Genomic DNA, 17,084 nt, shown 5'->3' with positions numbered 1-17,084 from the left:
CCTCCGTGCAAGGGACGAACCGCGGAACAAATCCAGGGTTCTGGCGGACCGCGGTCGGACGCGGGCGGTGCCCGTGCCTAGGCGGCGGTGGTCGTCGTCGCATCGTGCGACGCGCGTTCATGCCGTTCGCGGCGGCGCGTGCGCCCCGCGACGTTACTGCATTTGCAAGTCGCCGCGGCGGTTGCCGCGCACGATACGCAACACCAACTGTGCCGGGGTACGCGTGAAGCTGGCGCGGAAGCCCGGCAGATCGTCGAACTCGCCGCTGGTCGCGGCGACGACGATGTCGTCCTTGCGCAACTGGTTGGCCTCGGCGCGGCTGCCGCGGGCGACGCTTTCGACCAGCACGCCGGAATAGCCGGCCTGGCGCAGGCGCTCGGGCATCTCGGCGAAGGTCGCGCCGGTCAGGCGCGGATCGAGTTCGGTGCCGGCCACCGCCTTGGGCTGCTCGCGCAGGCTGGCGTTGAGCTGCAGGGTCTGGCCCTCGCGGCGCACCTCCAGGGCGATCTTGCTGCCGATCGCCTGCAGGCCTTCGAAGTTGCGCAGCGCATCGCGGTTGTCGATGCGCTGGCCGTTGGCGCTGAGGATCACGTCGCCCGGCTTGAGCCCGGCGGCGGCCGCGGCGCTGCCGCCGAACACGCGCGAGACCAGCGCGCCGCGTGGCTCGGCCAGCTTGAGCGCGGCCGCCAGCTGCGCGGTCACGTCCTGCGATTCCAGCCCCAGGGTGCCGCGCCGGACCACCCCGTTGTTGGCGATCAGCTGGTCCTTGATGTTGCGCGCCAGGTTGGCCGGGATCGCGAAGCCCAGGCCGATGTTGCCGGCCATGCTGCCTTGCGGGTTGAAGCTGGCGGTGTTGATGCCGATCAGCTCGCCGTTGAGATTGACCAGGGCGCCGCCGGAATTGCCCGGATTGATCGAGGCGTCGGTCTGGATGAAGTTCTGATAGCCCAGGCCGCGCAGGCCGCTGCGGCCGACCGCCGAGACGATGCCCGAGGTGACCGTCTGGCCGATCCCGAACGGGTTGCCGACCGCGACCACGAAGTCGCCGACCTTGAGCGCGTCGGAGTCGGCCAGGGCGATCGCGCTGAGGTTCTGCGCCGGGATCCGCATCACCGCCACGTCGGTGTCCGGGTCGGAGCCGAGGAACTCGGCCTTGACCGTGCGCCCGTCGGCCAGGGTCACCGACACCTCGTCGGCGCCTTCGATGACGTGGTGGTTGGTCAGCACGTAGCCGTTCGTGGCGTCGATGATCACGCCCGAGCCCAGCGACTCGTTGATCCGCTCCTGCGGGATGTTGGGGAACATGCGGCGGAAGAACGGATCGTTGGCGAAGGGATTGCGGATCCGCACCGTCTGCTTGGTGTGCACGCTGACCACCGCCGGGGTGACCCGCTGCAGCATCGGCGCCAGCGACGGCAGGGCCTGGCCGCCGACCGAGGCCGGCAGGGCCGCGGCGGTCGGCAGGGGCAGGGCCGCGGCCGCGGGCGAGGCCTGCGCCGGCGCCTGCAGGCCTTCGCGGATCGCGGTGGCGGCGAAACCGCCGAAGGCGGCGGCGAGGGCGAGGGTCAGCAGGGTCGGCAAGGGGCGCATCGCGTAGCGGTTCCGGTCGGCGGTGGTCGGGGGCGGGGCTGTCGGGGACGAGATCGTGGCGGCAGCGGGGTCGATCAAGGGCGGTGCCGGTTCGGACGAGCCCGCACACGCCGCCGGCTTGGACCGTGCCGGCCCGATCTGGTTCCGTCGCCCCAGTGTCGGAGAGCGGCAATAAATAGCCGATGAAGTGACCCCCGCCCAGGGTGTCCGGCGCGGCCGCGCGGGACCGGTCGGCACACTTCTCCGGGCCCGCGCCGGAACTGCGATGCGTGCCCGCGCGGCTCCGGACAAAGCGTGATAGCCATCAAAAAGACGTTGACTTCCCGCAACGCCGGGCGTAGCTTGAGGTCCCTGCGAGGCCACAACATCTAGTGGTTGGCCCCGCAGAGGGAGCCCAAGCTTAGGGGTTCGGCTTGGGTCGGTTAGGCGTCGCCTTGACAGCGAGCGGGCGCATGACGAGTACCGGCGCGAACCTCAAAACACGACGATAAACAGCCGCACGCGGCGCGTAACCACGCGATCGCGCGCATTGCCGTCGGCGGGGGGCCGACGGTGGGCCGGGGTCCGGGACGCGCTTCCGGGGGCCGGCCGCAACACCGCGACACGACCTAGACGAAACAAGCGTTACACAAGACGTTCCGGCACCCGCTAAGACCCCTCGCCGCCGCGCGCGCCGAGCCCCGACCCGGTTGCCACGTACATAAGAAACCACCGATGGCGGGCGCAACCCAACGGCCCGCCGTCAAGATTGAGGAGACGAAACAGGCATGAGCACGGTGCGCCTCGAGGCGGTCAAGAACGCGGCGGTGGAACGAGACATCGCCCTGCAACCCGCGTCCCAGGACATCTGGGACAAGAAATACCGCCTCAAGACCAAGAGCGGGGAGGCGGTCGATGCCGACATCGACGGGACCTACCAGCGCGTGGCCCGCGCCCTGGCCGATGCCGAGCCCAGCGCCGAGAAGCAGCAGTACTGGTACGAGCGCTTCGTCTGGGCCCTGCGCCGCGGCGCGATTCCGGCCGGCCGCATCACCTCCAACGCCGGCGCGCTGGAGCACAAGCCGGCGACCTCGACCATCAACTGCACCGTCTCGGGCACCATCGAAGACTCGATGGACGGGATCCTGGAGAAGGTCCACGAGGCCGGCCTGACCCTCAAGGCCGGCTGCGGCATCGGCTACGAGTTCAGCACCCTGCGCCCGCGCGGCGCCTTCGTCGCCGGCGCCGGCGCCTACACCTCCGGTCCGATGTCCTTCATGGATATCTACGACAAGATGTGCTTCACCGTGTCCTCGGCCGGCGGCCGCCGCGGCGCCCAGATGGGCACCTTCGACGTCAGCCACCCGGACGTGAAGGACTTCATCCGCGCCAAGCGCGAAGACGGCCGCCTGCGCCAGTTCAACCTGTCGCTGCTGATCACCGACGGCTTCATGGACGCGGTCAAGACCGATGCCGACTGGCCGCTGGTGTTCCCGGTCAACATCAAGGAGCAGGGCGACCTGGACCTGGACGACGCCGAGCACGTGGTCTGGCGCGACTGGCCGACCCACCGCAACTACATCGTCCGCGACGACGGCCTGGTGGCGTGCAAGATCTACGGCCACATCCGCGCCCGCCACCTGTGGGACATGATCATGGTCTCGACGTACGACTACGCCGAGCCGGGCTTCATCCTGATCGACCGCGTCAACGAGATGAACAACAACTGGTGGTGCGAGACCATCCGCGCCACCAACCCCTGCGGCGAGCAGCCGCTGCCGCCGTACGGCGCCTGCCTGCTGGGCTCGGTCAACCTGACCAAGTTCGTCCGCAACGCCTTCACCGACCGGGCCGAGTTCGACTGGGAGGAGTACAAGGAAGTCGTGCGCGTGTTCACCCGCATGCTCGACAACGTGGTCGAGGTCAACGGCCTGCCGCTGGAACAGCAGCGCGCCGAGATCATGCGCAAGCGCCGCCACGGCATGGGCTTCCTCGGCCTGGGCAGCACCGTGACCATGCTCAAGATGAAGTACGGCTCCAAGGAGTCGTGCGAGTTCACCGAGCGCATCGCCCGCGAAATGGCCGTGGCCGGCTGGGAAATGGCCCTGGCCCTGGCCAAGGAGAAGGGCGCGGCGCCGATCATGGACGAGATCTTTGCCGTGACCGCCGAGATGCTGCGCAAGCGTCCGGAGATGAAGGCCGACGGCTGGAAGGTCGGCCAGGAGATCCCGGGCAAGGTCCTGCACGCCAAGTACTCGCGCTACATGCAGCGGGTGGCCGAGGTCGCCCCGGAACTGGTCGAGGAGCTGGCCGACGTCGGCGCCCGCTTCACCCACCACAGCTCGATCGCCCCGACCGGGACCATCTCGCTGTCGCTGGCCAACAACGCCTCCAACGGCATCGAGCCCTCGTTCGCGCACCACTACAGCCGCAACGTGATCCGCGAAGGCAAGAAATCCAAGGAAAAGGTCGACGTTTACTCGTTCGAGCTGCTGGCCTACCGCGAGCTGATCAATCCCAAGGCGATGCCGTTCAGCGACGAAGCCGAGGCCAAGCTGCCCGACTACTTCATCGCCGCCGACGACATCACCCCGAAGGAGCACGTCGACGTCCAGGCCGCCGCGCAGAAGTGGGTCGACAGCTCGATCTCCAAGACCGCGAACGTCCCGACCGACTACCCCTACGAGGACTTCAAGGACATCTACCGCTACGCCCACGAGCAGGGCCTCAAGGGCTGCACGACCTTCCGCTTCAACCCGGCCGCCTTCCAGGGCGTGCTGGTCAAGGAAGCGGACCTGGAGAACACCACCTACCGCTTCGAGCTCGAAGACGGCAGCGTGCTCGAGGTCAAGGGCAACGAACAGATCGAATACGACGGCGAGATGCACACCGCAGCCAACCTGTTCGACGCGCTCAAGGAAGGGTATTACGGCAAGTTCTGACGGCGTCCGCCGCCGCCCCGTCCGCCGCTCGGCGGGCGGGCGCGCGACGGCGCTCCGTCCGGTCGGCGGCCGCACCGCCCGCACGCGGAACCCGGGCCGGTCCGCGGGCACATTCAGCCAGGCCCGGGTGGGCGGAACCGGCCACTGTTCCGCACGCTCGCAGCAGGTATAGCATCGTCAACGCAACACCCCGATTGCAGTAACCGCATTCATCGCCCAGAGCAGTCTGCCCACCAGGAGGGCACCATGAGCAACGGTAATGGAGTGACGGCGACGCTGACCCAGGCCGCCGAGAACGTGAAGGAAACCGCGTCCAACATCGGCAGCGCGATCGCCACGCGCGCCGAGGAGGCCGTGGCCACGGTCAAGAAGACCGCGACCAAGGCGCGCAAGGCCGCCAAGAAGGCGGTAGGCACGGCGAAGAAGAAGCTCGCCAAGGCCAGCGCCAAGGCCAAGAAGGAAGTGTCCGACCTGACCGGCAAGAAGACCGCGAAGAAGGCCACCAAGAAGACCGCCAAGAAAGCGGCCAAAAAAGCCGCCAAGAAGGCCACCGCCAAGAAGGCGGTGAAGAAGGCGGCGAAGAAGGCCCCGGCCAAGAAGGCGGCCGCCAAGAAGGCTCCGGCGAAGAAAGCCGCAGCCAAGAAGGCGCCGGCCAAGAAGGCCGCAGCCAAGAAGACGGTAAAGAAGGCGGCCAAGAAGGCGCCGGCGAAGAAGGCCGCCAAGAAGGCCGCCAAGCGCTGATCGGCACCCTCCCTCTCCCGCGGCTGCGGGAGAGGGCTTAGGGCGGGACCGGCCGATCCGCGGCCGTACCCGCCGCTACACCCACAAGAACAAGCAATACAGCACCAGGAGTCGGGCCCATGGCCGTCAAGATCGAGAAGAAAATCAAGGGCTACAGCGTCGTCACCCCGGAAGACAAGGCCAAGGAAGCGGCCAAGGCGGCCGCTGCCAGCGCCCCGTCGGCGAAGGCGGAAGAAGCGCCGGCCGACAACGTCATCCAGATGCACGAGCGCATCGAGCGCCCCGAGATCCTGATCGGCTCCACCTACAAGATCAAATCGCCGCTGTTCGAGCACGCGCTGTACGTGACCATCAACGACATCGTGCTCAACGCCGGCACCGAACACGAATCGCGCCGCCCGTTCGAGATCTTCATCAACTCCAAGAACATGGACCACTTCCAGTGGATCGTGGCGCTCACCCGCATCATGTCGGCGGTGTTCCGCAAGGGCGGCGACGTGACCTTCCTGGTCGACGAGATGAAGGCCGTGTTCGACCCGCGCGGCGGCTACTTCAAGGCCGGCGGCGTGTACATGCCCTCGCTGGTCGCCGAGATGGGCGCCATCGTCGAAGACCACCTCAAGTCGATCGGCATGCTGCACGACCCGGAAATGAGCGACGCCCAGCGCGCGCTGATCGCCGAAAAGCGCCGCGCCTACGAAGACCGCGCAAAAAAAAACTCTGACGTGAGCCCCGCCGGCGCGGCCGGCGACGAGGCCCGCAGCGAAGACGTCGCCGTCACCGGCGAAGGCGCCTCGTTCCCGCCCACCGCGACCATGTGCCACAAGTGCAGCACCAAGGCGGTGGTGATCATGGACGGCTGCGCGACCTGTTTGAATTGCGGGTACAGCAAGTGCGGTTGATGTTCGGCGGGTGAAACGGCCTGCGCGAGTGCCTGCGCGGCGCCCATGAGCTGCGATTGGCCTGCATGCGTCGCTACGGGGCAACCTAGCAGCTGCTGCCGAATGGAGCGTTTGCGTGCCGGAGATGCGGGTGGCGTTCGAGTCTTGACGACGGCAAAAAGGGCTCTTCGGAGCCCTTTTTCGCGCCTTGGCGCACGGACGCCTACGCGCATTGACGGCGGCGCAGTCGCCGGCCAGGGCGGCGCACGGTCTCTACCGCCGGGATAGCGCGCCGGGCCGGCCAACGAGCAAATTTGATCGGATCCGCCGTCTGCCGGCGCAGGCGAGCGTGCGCCGCGCCCCTCGGCGACTCTGGCCTGATCGGGCTCGGATCGCCGCCGCTTCGCGCGCGCCATCTTTCGGGCGCGCCGGGATGGAGCAACAGCGCTGCTTGGAGAGGGCGCCTGTGTCGATGGGGCCGCCACCGCATGGGCTTGGACGGCTCAGCGATCCGCGGGCCAGGGCTGTCGCGCCGGCGGCGGGGCAATCGCTCGAGCGCTGTCAATCTAAAGCGCTGCGGCGGGCATCGATCGCCATTCTTTGCCTGTCTGAGTCGCTCCCTGATGGCCGTAGACCTGGTCGACGGGGCAGGCGCCGCTCGCTCGAAAGCGAGCGGCAACAAACAAACGCCGCAGATCCAGATCGCTTGGCGGGCGCACGACGCGGCGTGAGGCGGGTCCAGGCCTTGCCGGCAACCAGCCCTCACAGATTCTGCGGCTTGAATTGGCTTCGCCGGCTGATACGTCGGCCGGACACCATGAATTCGGCGTTGCCGCGATAGTGCAAAGTCTCAGGTCGCTTAGGTCGCGGCGACACATGCGCTTTTACGATCTCCCAGATGAACAGGCCGTACTGGTCGATCTGGCGATCGTCCGCGAGTCGGCATTCGAAGTTTGCGTGGCACTCGGCAATCAGGGGGGCGTCGACCAACTCGGCCTTGGCGGCGGTGAGTCCGAACTGCGCGAACTTGTCGAAGCGCTCGGAGCCGCTGGAGTTGCCGATCCCCGCGACCGTGTCGACCATGTCGGCGGTCGGAAGATTGATCACGCATTGCCGGCTGCGCCGAATCATCTCGAAGCTATGGTTGCCTTCCCAGATATAGCACCCAAACAGCGCTGGGGAGAATCCCAGCATCATGTGCCACCCCATGGCCATGATGTTGTCCTTGCCCTTCCAATGGGAACTCACCAGGACAATGGGGCCGGGCTCCAGATAGCGCCGCACTTCGGTGAGCGGGAGTTCTGTTTTTCTCGCGGTGTTCATGACGTCTCTTCGAGGTTGAGTCGTGGACGTAGGGGGCTAGGCTCTCGGAGCATGGGGGTGGACCGTTCGCGATAGCTGCGAATATCGGGCTCGCCATCGCATAGCGACGGCACCATCGCCAGGAACGCCTGGACATAGTCCGTTGCCATGTGCAGTTGATAGTCGGCCTCCGAGCGCCAGTCCTCGACGGCGATCCATAAGCCGTCGCTACCAGCGTCCTGAAGGATCTCATAGCGCGAACAGCCTGCTTCGGTCCTCGATGGTCCGACCAATGCCAACAGCTGCTTGCCCAACTGCTCCTCCTGGCCGGGAAGAGCCGCGAAGAATGCGATTTTGCTAACCGTGTGCATAGAAGCTCCAGTGAGCGTCCGCCGCGTATCTGCGGCGGACGCGGTGGAAACGCCAATCGATGATTACCAAGGCTGGTCGGTCGGGAGAACGAACAACTCGGCAACATTGACGTAGTCCGGAGCCTGCAGCGCGAACAGGATCGTGTCCGCGATGTCGTCGGCCTTCAGGAACGCCATCTGATCTCGCAGGCTCTCCATCTGGTCGCGGTAGCCCTTGTCCGTGACGTGTTCGAACAGTTCAGTGTCGACCGCGCCGGGTTGGATGCAGGTGACGCGAATGTTGTGCTTCTTGCCGACTTCCAATCGCAGGCCTTCGGAAAAGGCGGTGACGGCATGCTTGGTGGCGCAGTACACCGTCAGGCCTGGGAACACTTTGCGGCCGGCGATAGACGACGTATTGAAGATGTGGCCGGAGCGCTGTTTCTGCATGTAAGGCAGGACGCCTGCGGTGCTGTTGAGCAGGCCCTTGAGGTTCACGTCGACCATGCGCGCCCATTCGTCCGTCTTGAGAGTTTCGATGTCGGAGATCGGCATCAGGCCCGCATTGTTGAACAGGATGTCGACGGTGCCGTAGGTCTTGACCAGTTCATCGACGCCCGCCTGCACCGATGCGGGATCGACCACGTCCATTTGGATGGCGATCGCTTCGCCGCCATCGGCCTCGATCCGGGCGGCCAGGGCTTCGAGTCGATCGATACGGCGTGCGGCCAAGCCGACTTTCACGCCATGGGCAGCGAGCTTTAGCGCGGTGGCGGCGCCGATGCCGCTGGAAGCGCCTGTAACGAGAGCGGTTTTTCCGTTGAGATTCATGGGTTCACCTTGGAATGGTGCCGCCGGCGGACAAGGGGCCGGCTTGAGCACGAAGCGCAGGTTGCGCCTTTCCTTCAGGTGCATCTCCGGCAGTCTTGCCGTCGCTATCGCGATTTTGCGGTCAGATTCGGTCGCGATATTCGCTCGGCGTAACGCCCACTTCGCGGCGGAACACCTGGGCGAAGTGGCTGGCGCTCGTGTAACCGACCTCCAGGGCGACCTCTATCACCGGGCGCGTCGTTTCGCGAAGCAGTCGGCGGGCGCGGTCCATTCTCAGTCGGATGAAATAGTGCGACGGCGTGTATCCGGTGCTCTTCTTGAACGCGCGACCGAAGTGGAATTCGCTCAGGCCCAGGCTGCGGGCGAGTCGGCCGAGATGGAACTCCCGATCCAGATGCGCGTCCATCAGTTCGGTGACGCGGCGCAACTTGAAGGCGGGCAAGCCGCCGCGAGGGCGCGTCTGGGCACCGGTCGCGCTGCCATAGCGGCGTATCAGGTGGACCGCCAGGCTCTGCGCTATCCCTTGCACGAACAGGGCGCTGGGCTCGCCGGAGGACATCAGTTCCGCGCGAAGCGGTTCCAGCAGCGCGGAGAGAATCCGGTCCTGGGCACCGGAAACGTCGCGTAGTTCCAGCGCGGCGTCCTTTCCCAGGACCTCCGCCGTGGCGCGCTGCAGCAACTGAAGTCCAAGGTGCAAGTGCATGACGGCGAAGGGTTCGTCTCCCTGGACGGCCCATCTGAGTTCGTAGGGCTCGGGCGCGTTGGTTAAGAAGAAATCGCCCGCAGATACATGGTTTCCGATCCACTGCCCTCCTAACTCTCGCTCCTCCACCAAGGCCGCGCCGGATAGAATCCAGACGATGAGCGGTTCCGGTACCGCCGGGATCAGCAGGCAATCCTGGCTTGGGTTGCGCTCGAATACCTGAACCAGAAGGTCTTTCCACGCTCGTCCCTTGGCCGCCGCCACGCGCGTGCCGGGGACCAGTTCGTCGAGCGCCTCAGAGGAGCTTTGGCGTATACCGGCGACCATAGCGGAGCGCGGCTCGGTCAGGACGCCAGGGCGTGCCGTCCGCTCGCGGCTTGCCGGACGGGCGGCGCGATGTTCAGCACATCCTTGAGATGCCGAGCCTCCTCCGCGGGGCTACGGCCGAACATGCGCTTGAATTCCCGGCTGAACTGCGAGGCGCTTTCGTAACCGACGCGTTCTGATGCGGTGCTCGCGCTCAAGCCCTTGCGGATCATCAGAAGGCGGGCCTGATGCAGGCGCATGGCCTTTATGTACTGCAGCGGCGAGGTCGCGGTAACGGCCTTGAAGTGGAGATGGAAAGTCGGAACGCTCATATTGGCCTCGCTCGCCAAGGTGGCTACGTCCAAATCGCCGTCGTAGTGGTCGTGGATGCGGCGCAACACCTTGGCGATTCGCGAAAAGTGACTGCCTTGCGTCAGGGCCGCGCGCAGGCTGCCGCCCTGTTCGCTGCCAAGAACGCGATAGGTGATTTCGCGCACGACGCCGGGCCCCAGCAAGCGCGCATCGATTGGGCGGGTCAGTGCTTCCAGGAGGCGTACCGTGGCGTCGCCAATCTGATCATCCAAAGGGGTCGCGAACATCGTCTGAGGCTTCGGCCCTCGGCCGGGTTCGCTCTGGTCGATCGCCAGCGCGAGCTCCGCGGTCGTCGCCGGATCAATTCTAAGCGCAACTCCCAACATGGGCTCTTGCGGGCTGGCGACAGTTTCGATGTCGAAGGGGAGCGGCACAGCCAGCACCAAGTAATGCTGCGCATCGTAGATGTAGGTTTGCCCGCCATGAAAGCCGAGTTTCCGGCCTTGAGCGACGATGACGATGCTGGGCTCGTACAGCGCGGGCGTCTTGGCCAGAGGCTGGTTGGATCGCATCAGCGTCACCCCGTCGAGCACGGATCGGGTGTACCCCTCCGAGGGCGCGAGTTGATCGATAAGCTCGGCCATCCGCGCTTGGCGGACTAAGCCTTTCGGTGGAGAAAAAGATGAGCCCATGGACGATTTCCGGACGGTCCCGAGGGTCATATATCACCACACCGCGCGCTGATCGGCAGCCCCGGTGACAGAAATAGGCAAGAACCGCAGACGTTCCGGTCTTAGCGCGCGGGGGCGGCGTTTCTAGGATGGCTGCACCTGGTGGAACGGCCGGGCGCCACCCCGCCACAACGACGCTGCCGATATGAACGCCCTGAGGAACACTCCTATTCCGCCCAACGCCGTGCCGCCCATCGGCGCCGGCGGCGGCATCGGCGATGTCGCCGGGCGACCGCTCGCACAATCCGAGCGGCCGTCGTTTCGCCGGGCGTCGGGGAGTCCGGATTGGCCGATTCCGTCTGCGATGGCCGCGCGCGCGATGTCATCGAGGCCTTTCGTCGCGTGGTCTTGGCACCCACGGCCACCGCCCGAGCCATTGCCGATGTCGTCGGTCCGCCCGACGACGTCGATGTCAGCGCACCGCTCGACCGCCCTACCGCCAGCCCTTACCGAGGTCCCGATGACGAAGCCGAATCCAGCAGCCAAGACGCATCCTTACGTGGGCCTTTGGGTCACTGCCGATGGCTACATCCGCCATGAACTGTCGGCGGACGGCCGTTACGACGAGGCGCGGGGCCGCAAGCAAAGCGCCTATCGAGGCCGCTACGCCGTCACCGGCGATCACATCGACTACGTCGACGACACCGGCTTCACGGCGGACGGCGACTTTGTCGATGGCGTCCTGTATCACGCTGGAATGGTGCTTTACCGGCAGCGGTAAGCCCCTGCCGACATAGAGGAGTGGCCGCCATGGCCGCCTATTTGGTTGGAAACGTCGAAATACACAACGAGCACGCGATCGAGGAGTACCGCCGTCGGGCTCTTGCGCTGGTGGAGAGGTTCGGCGGCAAGCCGCTCGCGATCGACGCGACGCCCGTGTACTTCGAAGGCGATTGGGCTCCGCGCAACATGATCCTGTTGGAGTTCCCCAGCATGTCCGCCGTCCGCGGCTTGCTGTCGTCGCCGGAGTACGCGCCGCTGGCCGTCATGCGGCAAGCCGGCGCGCATAGCGACTTGGTCGCTTTCGGCGGTGCGTGACGATCCCACATTATCGGAGATGGAAATGTCTGTGCCCACCGATCGCCATGCCCTGGGCGTGGCAACCCTGCAGAGCAGGACCGGAGGCGGCGGCGAGGCTGTCGTCGACGGTCTCGAGGACATCGCCTCCGACTTCGCCGATTGGATCCTGGCATGCGCTGACGGGGGCATCATGTCGCCGCCGTGGCCGGGCAGGTCCGCTCGCCAGATCGTCGCGCCGGAGGCGTTGCGGGCAGCGGCGGCGCGACTGGAGATGCGCCTGCCCGTAGCGCTCGATGTCGGTCGTATGCCGCGGCAGGTCGCCGAAGCAATCCCGCAGATGGCGGTCCACGCCGGATTTGCTGCCGCCTCCAATGGACCTAGCGTCGCAAAGAAGATCTTGCGCGGCCGCGCCGTGTCTGCGGCCGAACTGTCGAGGTAGCCGGCAATGGCTCTGTTCGAGACCCTCGTAGTGCTGCTGTTGGTTTCCTGCGTGCTTCTCCATCTGGCCCGCAGGGTCCGGTTGCCATACCCCGCCGTGTTGGCGCTCGCTGGCGCATTGGTGGCCGCCACTCCGTGGGCTCCTGAGCTGGGAGTCGATCCGCACTTGGCGCTTGCGCTTTTCGTCGCGCCGGCGATTCTCAGCGCCGCCTACGACATGTCGCCGTACGAACTCCGCCGGCATTGGGCTGCGCTGGTGGCACTGGCGTTGTTGGCCGTGGTCCTCACCACCGCCGCGGTGGCCTGGCTCGGCTGGCAGGTTGCGGGCCTGCCGTTGGGCGCGGCGATCGCCTTGGGCGCGATCGTGGCCCCGCCGGACGCAGCGGCCGCGCAAGCGGTACTGACGAGCCAGGGGTTGCCGCGTCGGACGTTGACCGTGCTGCAGGGCGAGAGCCTGTTCAACGACGCCGTCGCCCTGCTGATCTTCGCCGCTGCGGCGGGTTCGGTGGCATCCGGCGAGTCCTTGTCGGATCTAGTTCCCTCGCTGGTCCTGGCCGTGCCGGGCGGAATCCTGTTGGGCGCCGCCGCCGGCGCGCTGTTCGTGGCGTTGTGGCGGTTCTGGTCCGGCACCCTGGGATCGACGCTGATCGAATTCGTATCCACGTTCGGGATCTGGCTCGCTGCCGAGCGGCTGAATGTATCGGCGGTGCTGGCCGTGGTGGCGTATGCCATGTGGGTGGCGCGATTCGCCCATGGACGCCAGTCGGCACGCGACAGGGTCCACTCGTTCGCGGTGTGGGACGCCGCGGTGTTCGCATTGAACGTGACCGCGTTCCTCCTGATGGGGCTGCAAACCCGTACCGTTCTGTCGCAGCTGCAGGGTGCGCAGATGTGGAGCGCCATCGGCTTCGCCGCGCTGGTGTTCGCGTGCGTCGTCGTCGTGAGAATCGCCTGGGTGTTGAGTTACCGGTGGGTGCTGGGACCGATACTGCCCTGCCTTCGGGCACCCTCTGCCGGAACCGTGCGAACCCGGTTCCTGGTGGGCTGGTGCGGAATGCGGGGCGTCTTGACCCTCGCCACCGCGATGTCGCTACCGGGCGATTTTCCGGGGCGTCATCTCATCGTGCTCAGCGCATTCGCCGTGGTGTTGGGAACGTTGGTGCTGCAAGGCGCGACGATCGCGCCGTTGATCCGCTGGCTCGCTATTCCGCCGGATACCTCGTTGGACCGCGATGTGCAGTTCGCCCGTTCGGTCCTGGACAGCGTCTCGTCGGGCGCGGCAGGCGGTCAAGCGCAACCTGATCCGGCATGTCGGCGAGCGGCCGAACGTGCGCTGGTGGACGTCCAGCGAAAAGCGCTGCACGACTTAGTACGCGAGGGAACGCTGCCCGAGGACGCGTTTCGAATCGTGCAGGAAGAGTTGGACTGGCGGGAGCTCAGCCTCACGCCGTCTTCCCAGCGGGAGATCGCCGAGGCCTGAAGCTTGCCCTGTCACGCCGCTCTGGCGCTCAGAACTCGAACCGCCGATCGTCATGCCGCCGTCGACGGCGAAGAGCAGGCGAGCGTGCAGGTAGCCGACTTCGTCGCAGCCGAAGCCGGATCGCGGCGTCTTCGGTTTCCGATGGCTGGGCACCGCGCTTGGCGGCAGTCGCTTTTTTCGCCGGTGCCGCGACGGCCGGATTCTGCTGGGCTGTCGGCCGCGACGATGGGCGTCAGCGTCCAGCCCGGGGGCGATCGCATTTGCGCGTAATCCTCGCGCGGCATTCCTGCATCGCGGCCGCCGTGTCGGGGGCGTAAGCCCTGGCGCCACGACGGGCGAAACCCAACGCCGCCTCGCGGCCGATGTCGGGACCGGCGCCCGCGACGCAGCGACTTGCCGGCGAAATCGTTCGTTTTGTTCCTGCGCAGCCGTCTTGCGCGCGCGCTAGAACTTGATCAGGTCGTGGCCCATCAACGGACCGCCGAAGTGCTGCAGGCGGCCGCCGCGCTCGATCGGGCCCAGATCGATGGCGCTGAAGCCCAAGGCTTCCATCAGCGCCACGACCTTGCCGTTCGCTGCGGGCCGGTCTCCGGACAGGAACAGCGTGCGGCGACCGCCGTTCTTGCGCGGATCCGAGGCCAGCATCGCCGCGGGCAGGGTGTTGAACGCTTTGACCAGGCTCGCGCCCGGCGCCAGTTCGCCGATCACGTGGCTCGATAGGCGCCCGCCCAGGTCGATCGGACGAAACGAAGGAAACTCTACGGCGTTGGTGGCGTCCACCAAAATGCGCTCCTGCCAATCGCCCGGCCCCGCCAGCGCCGCGGGCGCGGCGGCGAAGGGCACGGCGAGCAAGACCACGTCCGCCTGCAAGGCCTGTCCAAGCCAGGCCGGCTTGACGCGACGGCCCAACTCGCTTGCAAGGCGCTGCAGGGAAGTCGGTCCACGGGAATTGGCGACCTGGACATCGATGCCGGCGTGGGCGAACCGGGTCGCGAGGGCGCTGCCGATGGCGCCGGAACCGATGATTGAATATGTCATGACGAAGCTCGGGTGAGGCGTCGGCGGATGGCCGACGCCTGGGACGGGATGGACTTATTTCGCGGATTTGGCGTCGATGCTGAAAGCGCCGGCTCCGGTGCTCGCCAGGATCAGGAAGGCGCCGGCGATGGAGACGTTCTTCAGGAACATGATCGTCTGCATCTGATCGGCGAAGTTGTTGTGGAAGATCACCCCCGTCGCCAGGGTGAAGCCGGCCAGCGCCGCGGCGACGATGCGGGTCTTGAAGCCCAGGATGATGGCGGCGGCGCCCAGGACTTCCAGGGCGATCACCGCGGGCAGTGCGAAACCCGGTACGCCCATGGACGCCATGTAGCCGGCGGTCGCCTCGTAAGCGTTGATTTTGCCGAGGCCGGACATGAGAAAGAGCACGACGAGGAGCACGCGGCCGACGAATTCGGCGGTATTGCGGGCGAAGCTGGAGCCGGCGGACGCGGTGGAAGCGGTGGTGGACACGGGAGTTCTCCGGATGGACGGTTGGGGAGCGAAACGATGAGTACTGCTGGGACTGCGCGACGGGGGTTCAGCGAAGCCGTCCGTCCGCGCGAAGGATGGCGCCGATGCGCTCGATCTCGGCTTCGCCTCGTTCCAGCGCGTCGGCGCTGGTGTGAACCGAGTAGTAGCCGGTGATCAGGTCATGCGGATGCTTGATGGCGGTGCCGATCACGAACGTGGTCGGCCCTTGTGCCGCGAATTCGAGCGCCGCGTCGGACTCGTCGAATACCGCGATCTCGCCGGCGGCAACGGGCGCTGGGGTATTGACCACGCCCTCGTCGACGGCGATCCAACCCACGGTGTGCCCTTGCGGCGGCTGGTAGCGCCAAGTCTGGCCGTCGCTAAGGCGGACCAGGAAGTAGTTGATGTTGTCCGGGGCGCGGATGGGGCTGCGCGCCCGGCCGTAGCTGCCCAGCACGACCGTGACTGGACCTTCGCTCTCGACCGATTCGGGCGGGATGTACTGGCCCTCGGCCTTCGAGTTCTCCAACTCCGCCGGCAGGGCCAGCCAGAGTTGAAAGAACCGCAGCGGATCGGCGGTATAGACGCGACCGTCGTGCCAGGCGCCGGCACCGGCCTTCATCCATTCCAGGCCGCCCGCGGGCACTTGTCCGGATTGACCGGTGGTGTCCTCGTACTGCAGGCCACCGCTGAGCGCGATCGTCAGCGTCGCGATGCCCGAATGCGGGTGGATGCCGAAAAAGGTGTCCCCGGTCGGCGGCAGGGCGCCGCGGTCCAGGAACACGAACGGCTTGATCAGTTGACCCAGGTCGGAGGGGTTGACCAGGCGGGTGATCGGGCCGCGGGTGGTGCCGCGTCCCTGGAACACGATGCGGCGGACGGGGGACAGCATTTCGGGCGGCACGAGCTTGGGGGGCAGGCGGGTCATGGCGGCACCTCTGGGGAAGTGACGCCACGGTAGGCTTGGCCGATATATCTTGGTAGCCTATATTTCTCTATGCTATCCATCGAAAGGATAGATATATGCTCGACGGCGTCACGCTGGACCAGATCCGCACCTTCATCGCTGCGGCGGAGCAAGGCAGCTTTTCCGCTGCGGGCCGGAAGCTGCGCCGTGCACAGTCGGTCGTCAGCCACACGCTGGCGAATCTCGAAGCGCAACTGGGCGTTCCGCTGTTCGAGCGCAGCGGGCGCTATCCGCGACTGACCGAGGAGGGGCAGTCCCTGCTGCGCGACGCACGCGCCGTCGCCGACCACATGGACGATTTCAAGGCGCGGGCTCGCTCGATTCGCGAAGGCTTGGAGCCGGAACTGTCGGCGGCGATGGACGTGATGTATCCGATGCCGGCCATCACCCATGCCGTCGGCCACTGCCGGCAACTGTTTCCCAGGACGCCCCTGCGCCTGTACGTCGAAGCCTTGGGCGGCGTGGTTCAACCGGTCCTGGATGGCTCATGCCGTATCGGCGTGATCGGCTCGCTCCCCACCGTGCCGGACGAACTGGTAGCCGAGCCGCTGGCGCTATTGCCGTTCGCCACCGTCGTGTCCCCCGGGCATCCGTTGGCGAAGTCGCGAAAGCCGCTGTCGAGCGGCGAGTTGAGCAAGCATGTGCAATTGGTGCTTACCGACCGCACGCCGCTGTCGGCAGGGCGCAACTTCGGCGTTATCTCGCCCTTGACCTGGCGATTGGCGGATTTGGGCGCCAAGCATGCCTTCTTGCGGGCCGGATTCGGTTGGGGCCATATGCCGGCGCACATGGTCCAAGCGGATCTGGACCAAGGACAGTTGGTGGAGATCCGTACGCACGCGAACGCAGACGCACGCGCCAGTCTGGAAATGCAGGCGGTATACCGCAAAGATGCGCCGCCCGGCCCGGTGGGACGTGCCTTCATCGAGGCCTTGAAACATTGATGTCAGTGCATTCGTATTCAAGGCAGGCCGTGGACGGCCTGCCTGTAAGGTTTCG

17 protein-coding genes are annotated in these 17,084 nt (G+C 66.4%); 8 read left to right on the top strand and 9 right to left on the bottom strand.

What is annotated here, in order from left to right:
* Nucleotides 1–153: 153 nt before the first annotated feature.
* Nucleotides 154–1,590 (bottom strand): Do family serine endopeptidase, encoded by a 1,437-nt coding sequence (locus AC3A57_RS00580; protein WP_487577094.1) that lies wholly within the window; start codon nucleotides 1,588–1,590, stop codon nucleotides 154–156.
* A gap of 767 nt (nucleotides 1,591–2,357) precedes the next feature.
* Between AC3A57_RS00580 and AC3A57_RS00575 the strand changes: the two genes are divergently transcribed.
* The 3 genes from AC3A57_RS00575 (at nucleotide 2,358) to AC3A57_RS00565 (ending at nucleotide 6,154) form a co-directional block, all read left to right on the top strand.
* Nucleotides 2,358–4,511 (top strand): adenosylcobalamin-dependent ribonucleoside-diphosphate reductase, encoded by a 2,154-nt coding sequence (locus AC3A57_RS00575; protein ID WP_487577093.1) that lies wholly within the window; start codon nucleotides 2,358–2,360, stop codon nucleotides 4,509–4,511.
* A gap of 246 nt (nucleotides 4,512–4,757) precedes the next feature.
* Complete coding sequence (locus tag AC3A57_RS00570) at nucleotides 4,758–5,252, top strand: hypothetical protein (RefSeq protein ID WP_487577092.1); 495 nt, start codon at nucleotides 4,758–4,760, stop codon at nucleotides 5,250–5,252.
* Nucleotides 5,253–5,371: 119 nt separating this feature from the next.
* Nucleotides 5,372–6,154, top strand: a complete 783-nt coding sequence (locus AC3A57_RS00565; RefSeq protein ID WP_487577091.1) for a TSCPD domain-containing protein — start codon at nucleotides 5,372–5,374, stop codon at nucleotides 6,152–6,154.
* A gap of 741 nt (nucleotides 6,155–6,895) precedes the next feature.
* Here the strand turns inward: AC3A57_RS00565 and AC3A57_RS00560 are convergent.
* The 5 genes from AC3A57_RS00560 to AC3A57_RS00540 all read right to left on the bottom strand — a co-directional run bounded on the left by AC3A57_RS00560 (nucleotide 6,896) and on the right by AC3A57_RS00540 (nucleotide 10,581).
* Nucleotides 6,896–7,456: a flavin reductase family protein gene (locus AC3A57_RS00560; RefSeq protein ID WP_487577090.1), complete on the bottom strand. Its 561-nt coding sequence runs from the start codon at nucleotides 7,454–7,456 to the stop codon at nucleotides 6,896–6,898.
* Nucleotides 7,453–7,806 carry a putative quinol monooxygenase gene (locus AC3A57_RS00555; protein ID WP_487577089.1) on the bottom strand — a complete coding sequence of 118 codons (354 nt, stop codon included), beginning with the start codon at nucleotides 7,804–7,806 and terminating at the stop codon, nucleotides 7,453–7,455. The genes AC3A57_RS00560 and AC3A57_RS00555 overlap by 4 nt, the downstream gene beginning before the upstream one ends.
* 63 nt (nucleotides 7,807–7,869) lie before the next feature.
* Nucleotides 7,870–8,700, bottom strand: coding sequence for an SDR family oxidoreductase (locus AC3A57_RS00550; protein ID WP_487577088.1), 831 nt, complete (start codon nucleotides 8,698–8,700; stop codon nucleotides 7,870–7,872).
* Nucleotides 8,701–8,737: 37 nt separating this feature from the next.
* On the bottom strand, nucleotides 8,738–9,646 hold the full coding sequence (locus AC3A57_RS00545) for a helix-turn-helix domain-containing protein (protein ID WP_487577087.1): 909 nt from the start codon (nucleotides 9,644–9,646) through the stop codon (nucleotides 8,738–8,740).
* A gap of 17 nt (nucleotides 9,647–9,663) precedes the next feature.
* Complete coding sequence (locus tag AC3A57_RS00540) at nucleotides 9,664–10,581, bottom strand: AraC family transcriptional regulator (protein ID WP_487577086.1); 918 nt, start codon at nucleotides 10,579–10,581, stop codon at nucleotides 9,664–9,666.
* A 547-nt stretch (nucleotides 10,582–11,128) separates the two neighbouring features.
* Between AC3A57_RS00540 and AC3A57_RS00535 the strand changes: the two genes are divergently transcribed.
* From AC3A57_RS00535 to AC3A57_RS00520, 4 genes are read left to right on the top strand one after another with little or no spacing between them, the layout of a single operon-like run.
* On the top strand, nucleotides 11,129–11,389 hold the full coding sequence (locus AC3A57_RS00535; protein WP_487577085.1) for an Atu4866 domain-containing protein: 261 nt from the start codon (nucleotides 11,129–11,131) through the stop codon (nucleotides 11,387–11,389).
* A 29-nt stretch (nucleotides 11,390–11,418) separates the two neighbouring features.
* On the top strand, nucleotides 11,419–11,706 hold the full coding sequence (locus tag AC3A57_RS00530; protein ID WP_487577084.1) for a DUF1330 domain-containing protein: 288 nt from the start codon (nucleotides 11,419–11,421) through the stop codon (nucleotides 11,704–11,706).
* Nucleotides 11,707–11,731: 25 nt separating this feature from the next.
* Nucleotides 11,732–12,127 carry a carboxymuconolactone decarboxylase family protein gene (locus AC3A57_RS00525; RefSeq protein ID WP_487577083.1) on the top strand — a complete coding sequence of 132 codons (396 nt, stop codon included), beginning with the start codon at nucleotides 11,732–11,734 and terminating at the stop codon, nucleotides 12,125–12,127.
* A gap of 6 nt (nucleotides 12,128–12,133) precedes the next feature.
* Nucleotides 12,134–13,606, top strand: coding sequence for a cation:proton antiporter (locus AC3A57_RS00520; protein ID WP_487577082.1), 1,473 nt, complete (start codon nucleotides 12,134–12,136; stop codon nucleotides 13,604–13,606).
* Between the two features lie 444 nt (nucleotides 13,607–14,050).
* On the opposite strand, the gene AC3A57_RS00515 is transcribed toward AC3A57_RS00520, so the two are convergent.
* The 3 genes from AC3A57_RS00515 to AC3A57_RS00505 all read right to left on the bottom strand — a co-directional run bounded on the left by AC3A57_RS00515 (nucleotide 14,051) and on the right by AC3A57_RS00505 (nucleotide 16,046).
* Nucleotides 14,051–14,644 carry an NADPH-dependent F420 reductase gene (locus tag AC3A57_RS00515; protein ID WP_487577081.1) on the bottom strand — a complete coding sequence of 198 codons (594 nt, stop codon included), beginning with the start codon at nucleotides 14,642–14,644 and terminating at the stop codon, nucleotides 14,051–14,053.
* A gap of 54 nt (nucleotides 14,645–14,698) precedes the next feature.
* A complete protein-coding gene (locus AC3A57_RS00510; RefSeq protein WP_487577080.1) occupies nucleotides 14,699–15,118 on the bottom strand; it encodes a DoxX family protein in 420 nt (139 codons plus the stop codon).
* A 67-nt stretch (nucleotides 15,119–15,185) separates the two neighbouring features.
* Nucleotides 15,186–16,046, bottom strand: coding sequence for a pirin family protein (locus tag AC3A57_RS00505; protein ID WP_487577079.1), 861 nt, complete (start codon nucleotides 16,044–16,046; stop codon nucleotides 15,186–15,188).
* 95 nt (nucleotides 16,047–16,141) lie between these two features.
* Here AC3A57_RS00505 and AC3A57_RS00500 point away from each other — a divergent pair, with 95 nt between their 5' ends.
* Nucleotides 16,142–17,029: a LysR family transcriptional regulator gene (locus tag AC3A57_RS00500; RefSeq protein ID WP_487577078.1), complete on the top strand. Its 888-nt coding sequence runs from the start codon at nucleotides 16,142–16,144 to the stop codon at nucleotides 17,027–17,029.
* Nucleotides 17,030–17,084 lie beyond the last annotated feature (55 nt).

Source organism: Lysobacter sp. Soil_C_15 (assembly GCF_057657315.1).
The sequence above is the reverse complement of the archived record's forward strand: the minus strand, read 5'-3'. Positions and strand labels throughout refer to the sequence as shown.

Bases quoted from the DNA above. Each gene is read 5' to 3' on its own strand.
- AC3A57_RS00580 (WP_487577094.1), bottom strand. From the start codon at position 1,590: ATGCGCCCCTTGCCGACCCTGCTGACCCTCGCCCTCGCCGCCGCCTTC.
- AC3A57_RS00575 (WP_487577093.1), top strand. From the start codon at position 2,358: ATGAGCACGGTGCGCCTCGAGGCGGTCAAGAACGCGGCGGTGGAACGA.
- AC3A57_RS00570 (WP_487577092.1), top strand. From the start codon at position 4,758: ATGAGCAACGGTAATGGAGTGACGGCGACGCTGACCCAGGCCGCCGAG.
- AC3A57_RS00565 (WP_487577091.1), top strand. From the start codon at position 5,372: ATGGCCGTCAAGATCGAGAAGAAAATCAAGGGCTACAGCGTCGTCACC.
- AC3A57_RS00560 (WP_487577090.1), bottom strand. From the start codon at position 7,456: ATGAACACCGCGAGAAAAACAGAACTCCCGCTCACCGAAGTGCGGCGC.
- AC3A57_RS00555 (WP_487577089.1), bottom strand. From the start codon at position 7,806: ATGCACACGGTTAGCAAAATCGCATTCTTCGCGGCTCTTCCCGGCCAG.
- AC3A57_RS00550 (WP_487577088.1), bottom strand. From the start codon at position 8,700: ATGCACCTGAAGGAAAGGCGCAACCTGCGCTTCGTGCTCAAGCCGGCC.
- AC3A57_RS00545 (WP_487577087.1), bottom strand. From the start codon at position 9,646: ATGGTCGCCGGTATACGCCAAAGCTCCTCTGAGGCGCTCGACGAACTG.
- AC3A57_RS00540 (WP_487577086.1), bottom strand. From the start codon at position 10,581: ATGGCCGAGCTTATCGATCAACTCGCGCCCTCGGAGGGGTACACCCGA.
- AC3A57_RS00535 (WP_487577085.1), top strand. From the start codon at position 11,129: ATGACGAAGCCGAATCCAGCAGCCAAGACGCATCCTTACGTGGGCCTT.
- AC3A57_RS00530 (WP_487577084.1), top strand. From the start codon at position 11,419: ATGGCCGCCTATTTGGTTGGAAACGTCGAAATACACAACGAGCACGCG.
- AC3A57_RS00525 (WP_487577083.1), top strand. From the start codon at position 11,732: ATGTCTGTGCCCACCGATCGCCATGCCCTGGGCGTGGCAACCCTGCAG.
- AC3A57_RS00520 (WP_487577082.1), top strand. From the start codon at position 12,134: ATGGCTCTGTTCGAGACCCTCGTAGTGCTGCTGTTGGTTTCCTGCGTG.
- AC3A57_RS00515 (WP_487577081.1), bottom strand. From the start codon at position 14,644: ATGACATATTCAATCATCGGTTCCGGCGCCATCGGCAGCGCCCTCGCG.
- AC3A57_RS00505 (WP_487577079.1), bottom strand. From the start codon at position 16,046: ATGACCCGCCTGCCCCCCAAGCTCGTGCCGCCCGAAATGCTGTCCCCC.
- AC3A57_RS00500 (WP_487577078.1), top strand. From the start codon at position 16,142: ATGCTCGACGGCGTCACGCTGGACCAGATCCGCACCTTCATCGCTGCG.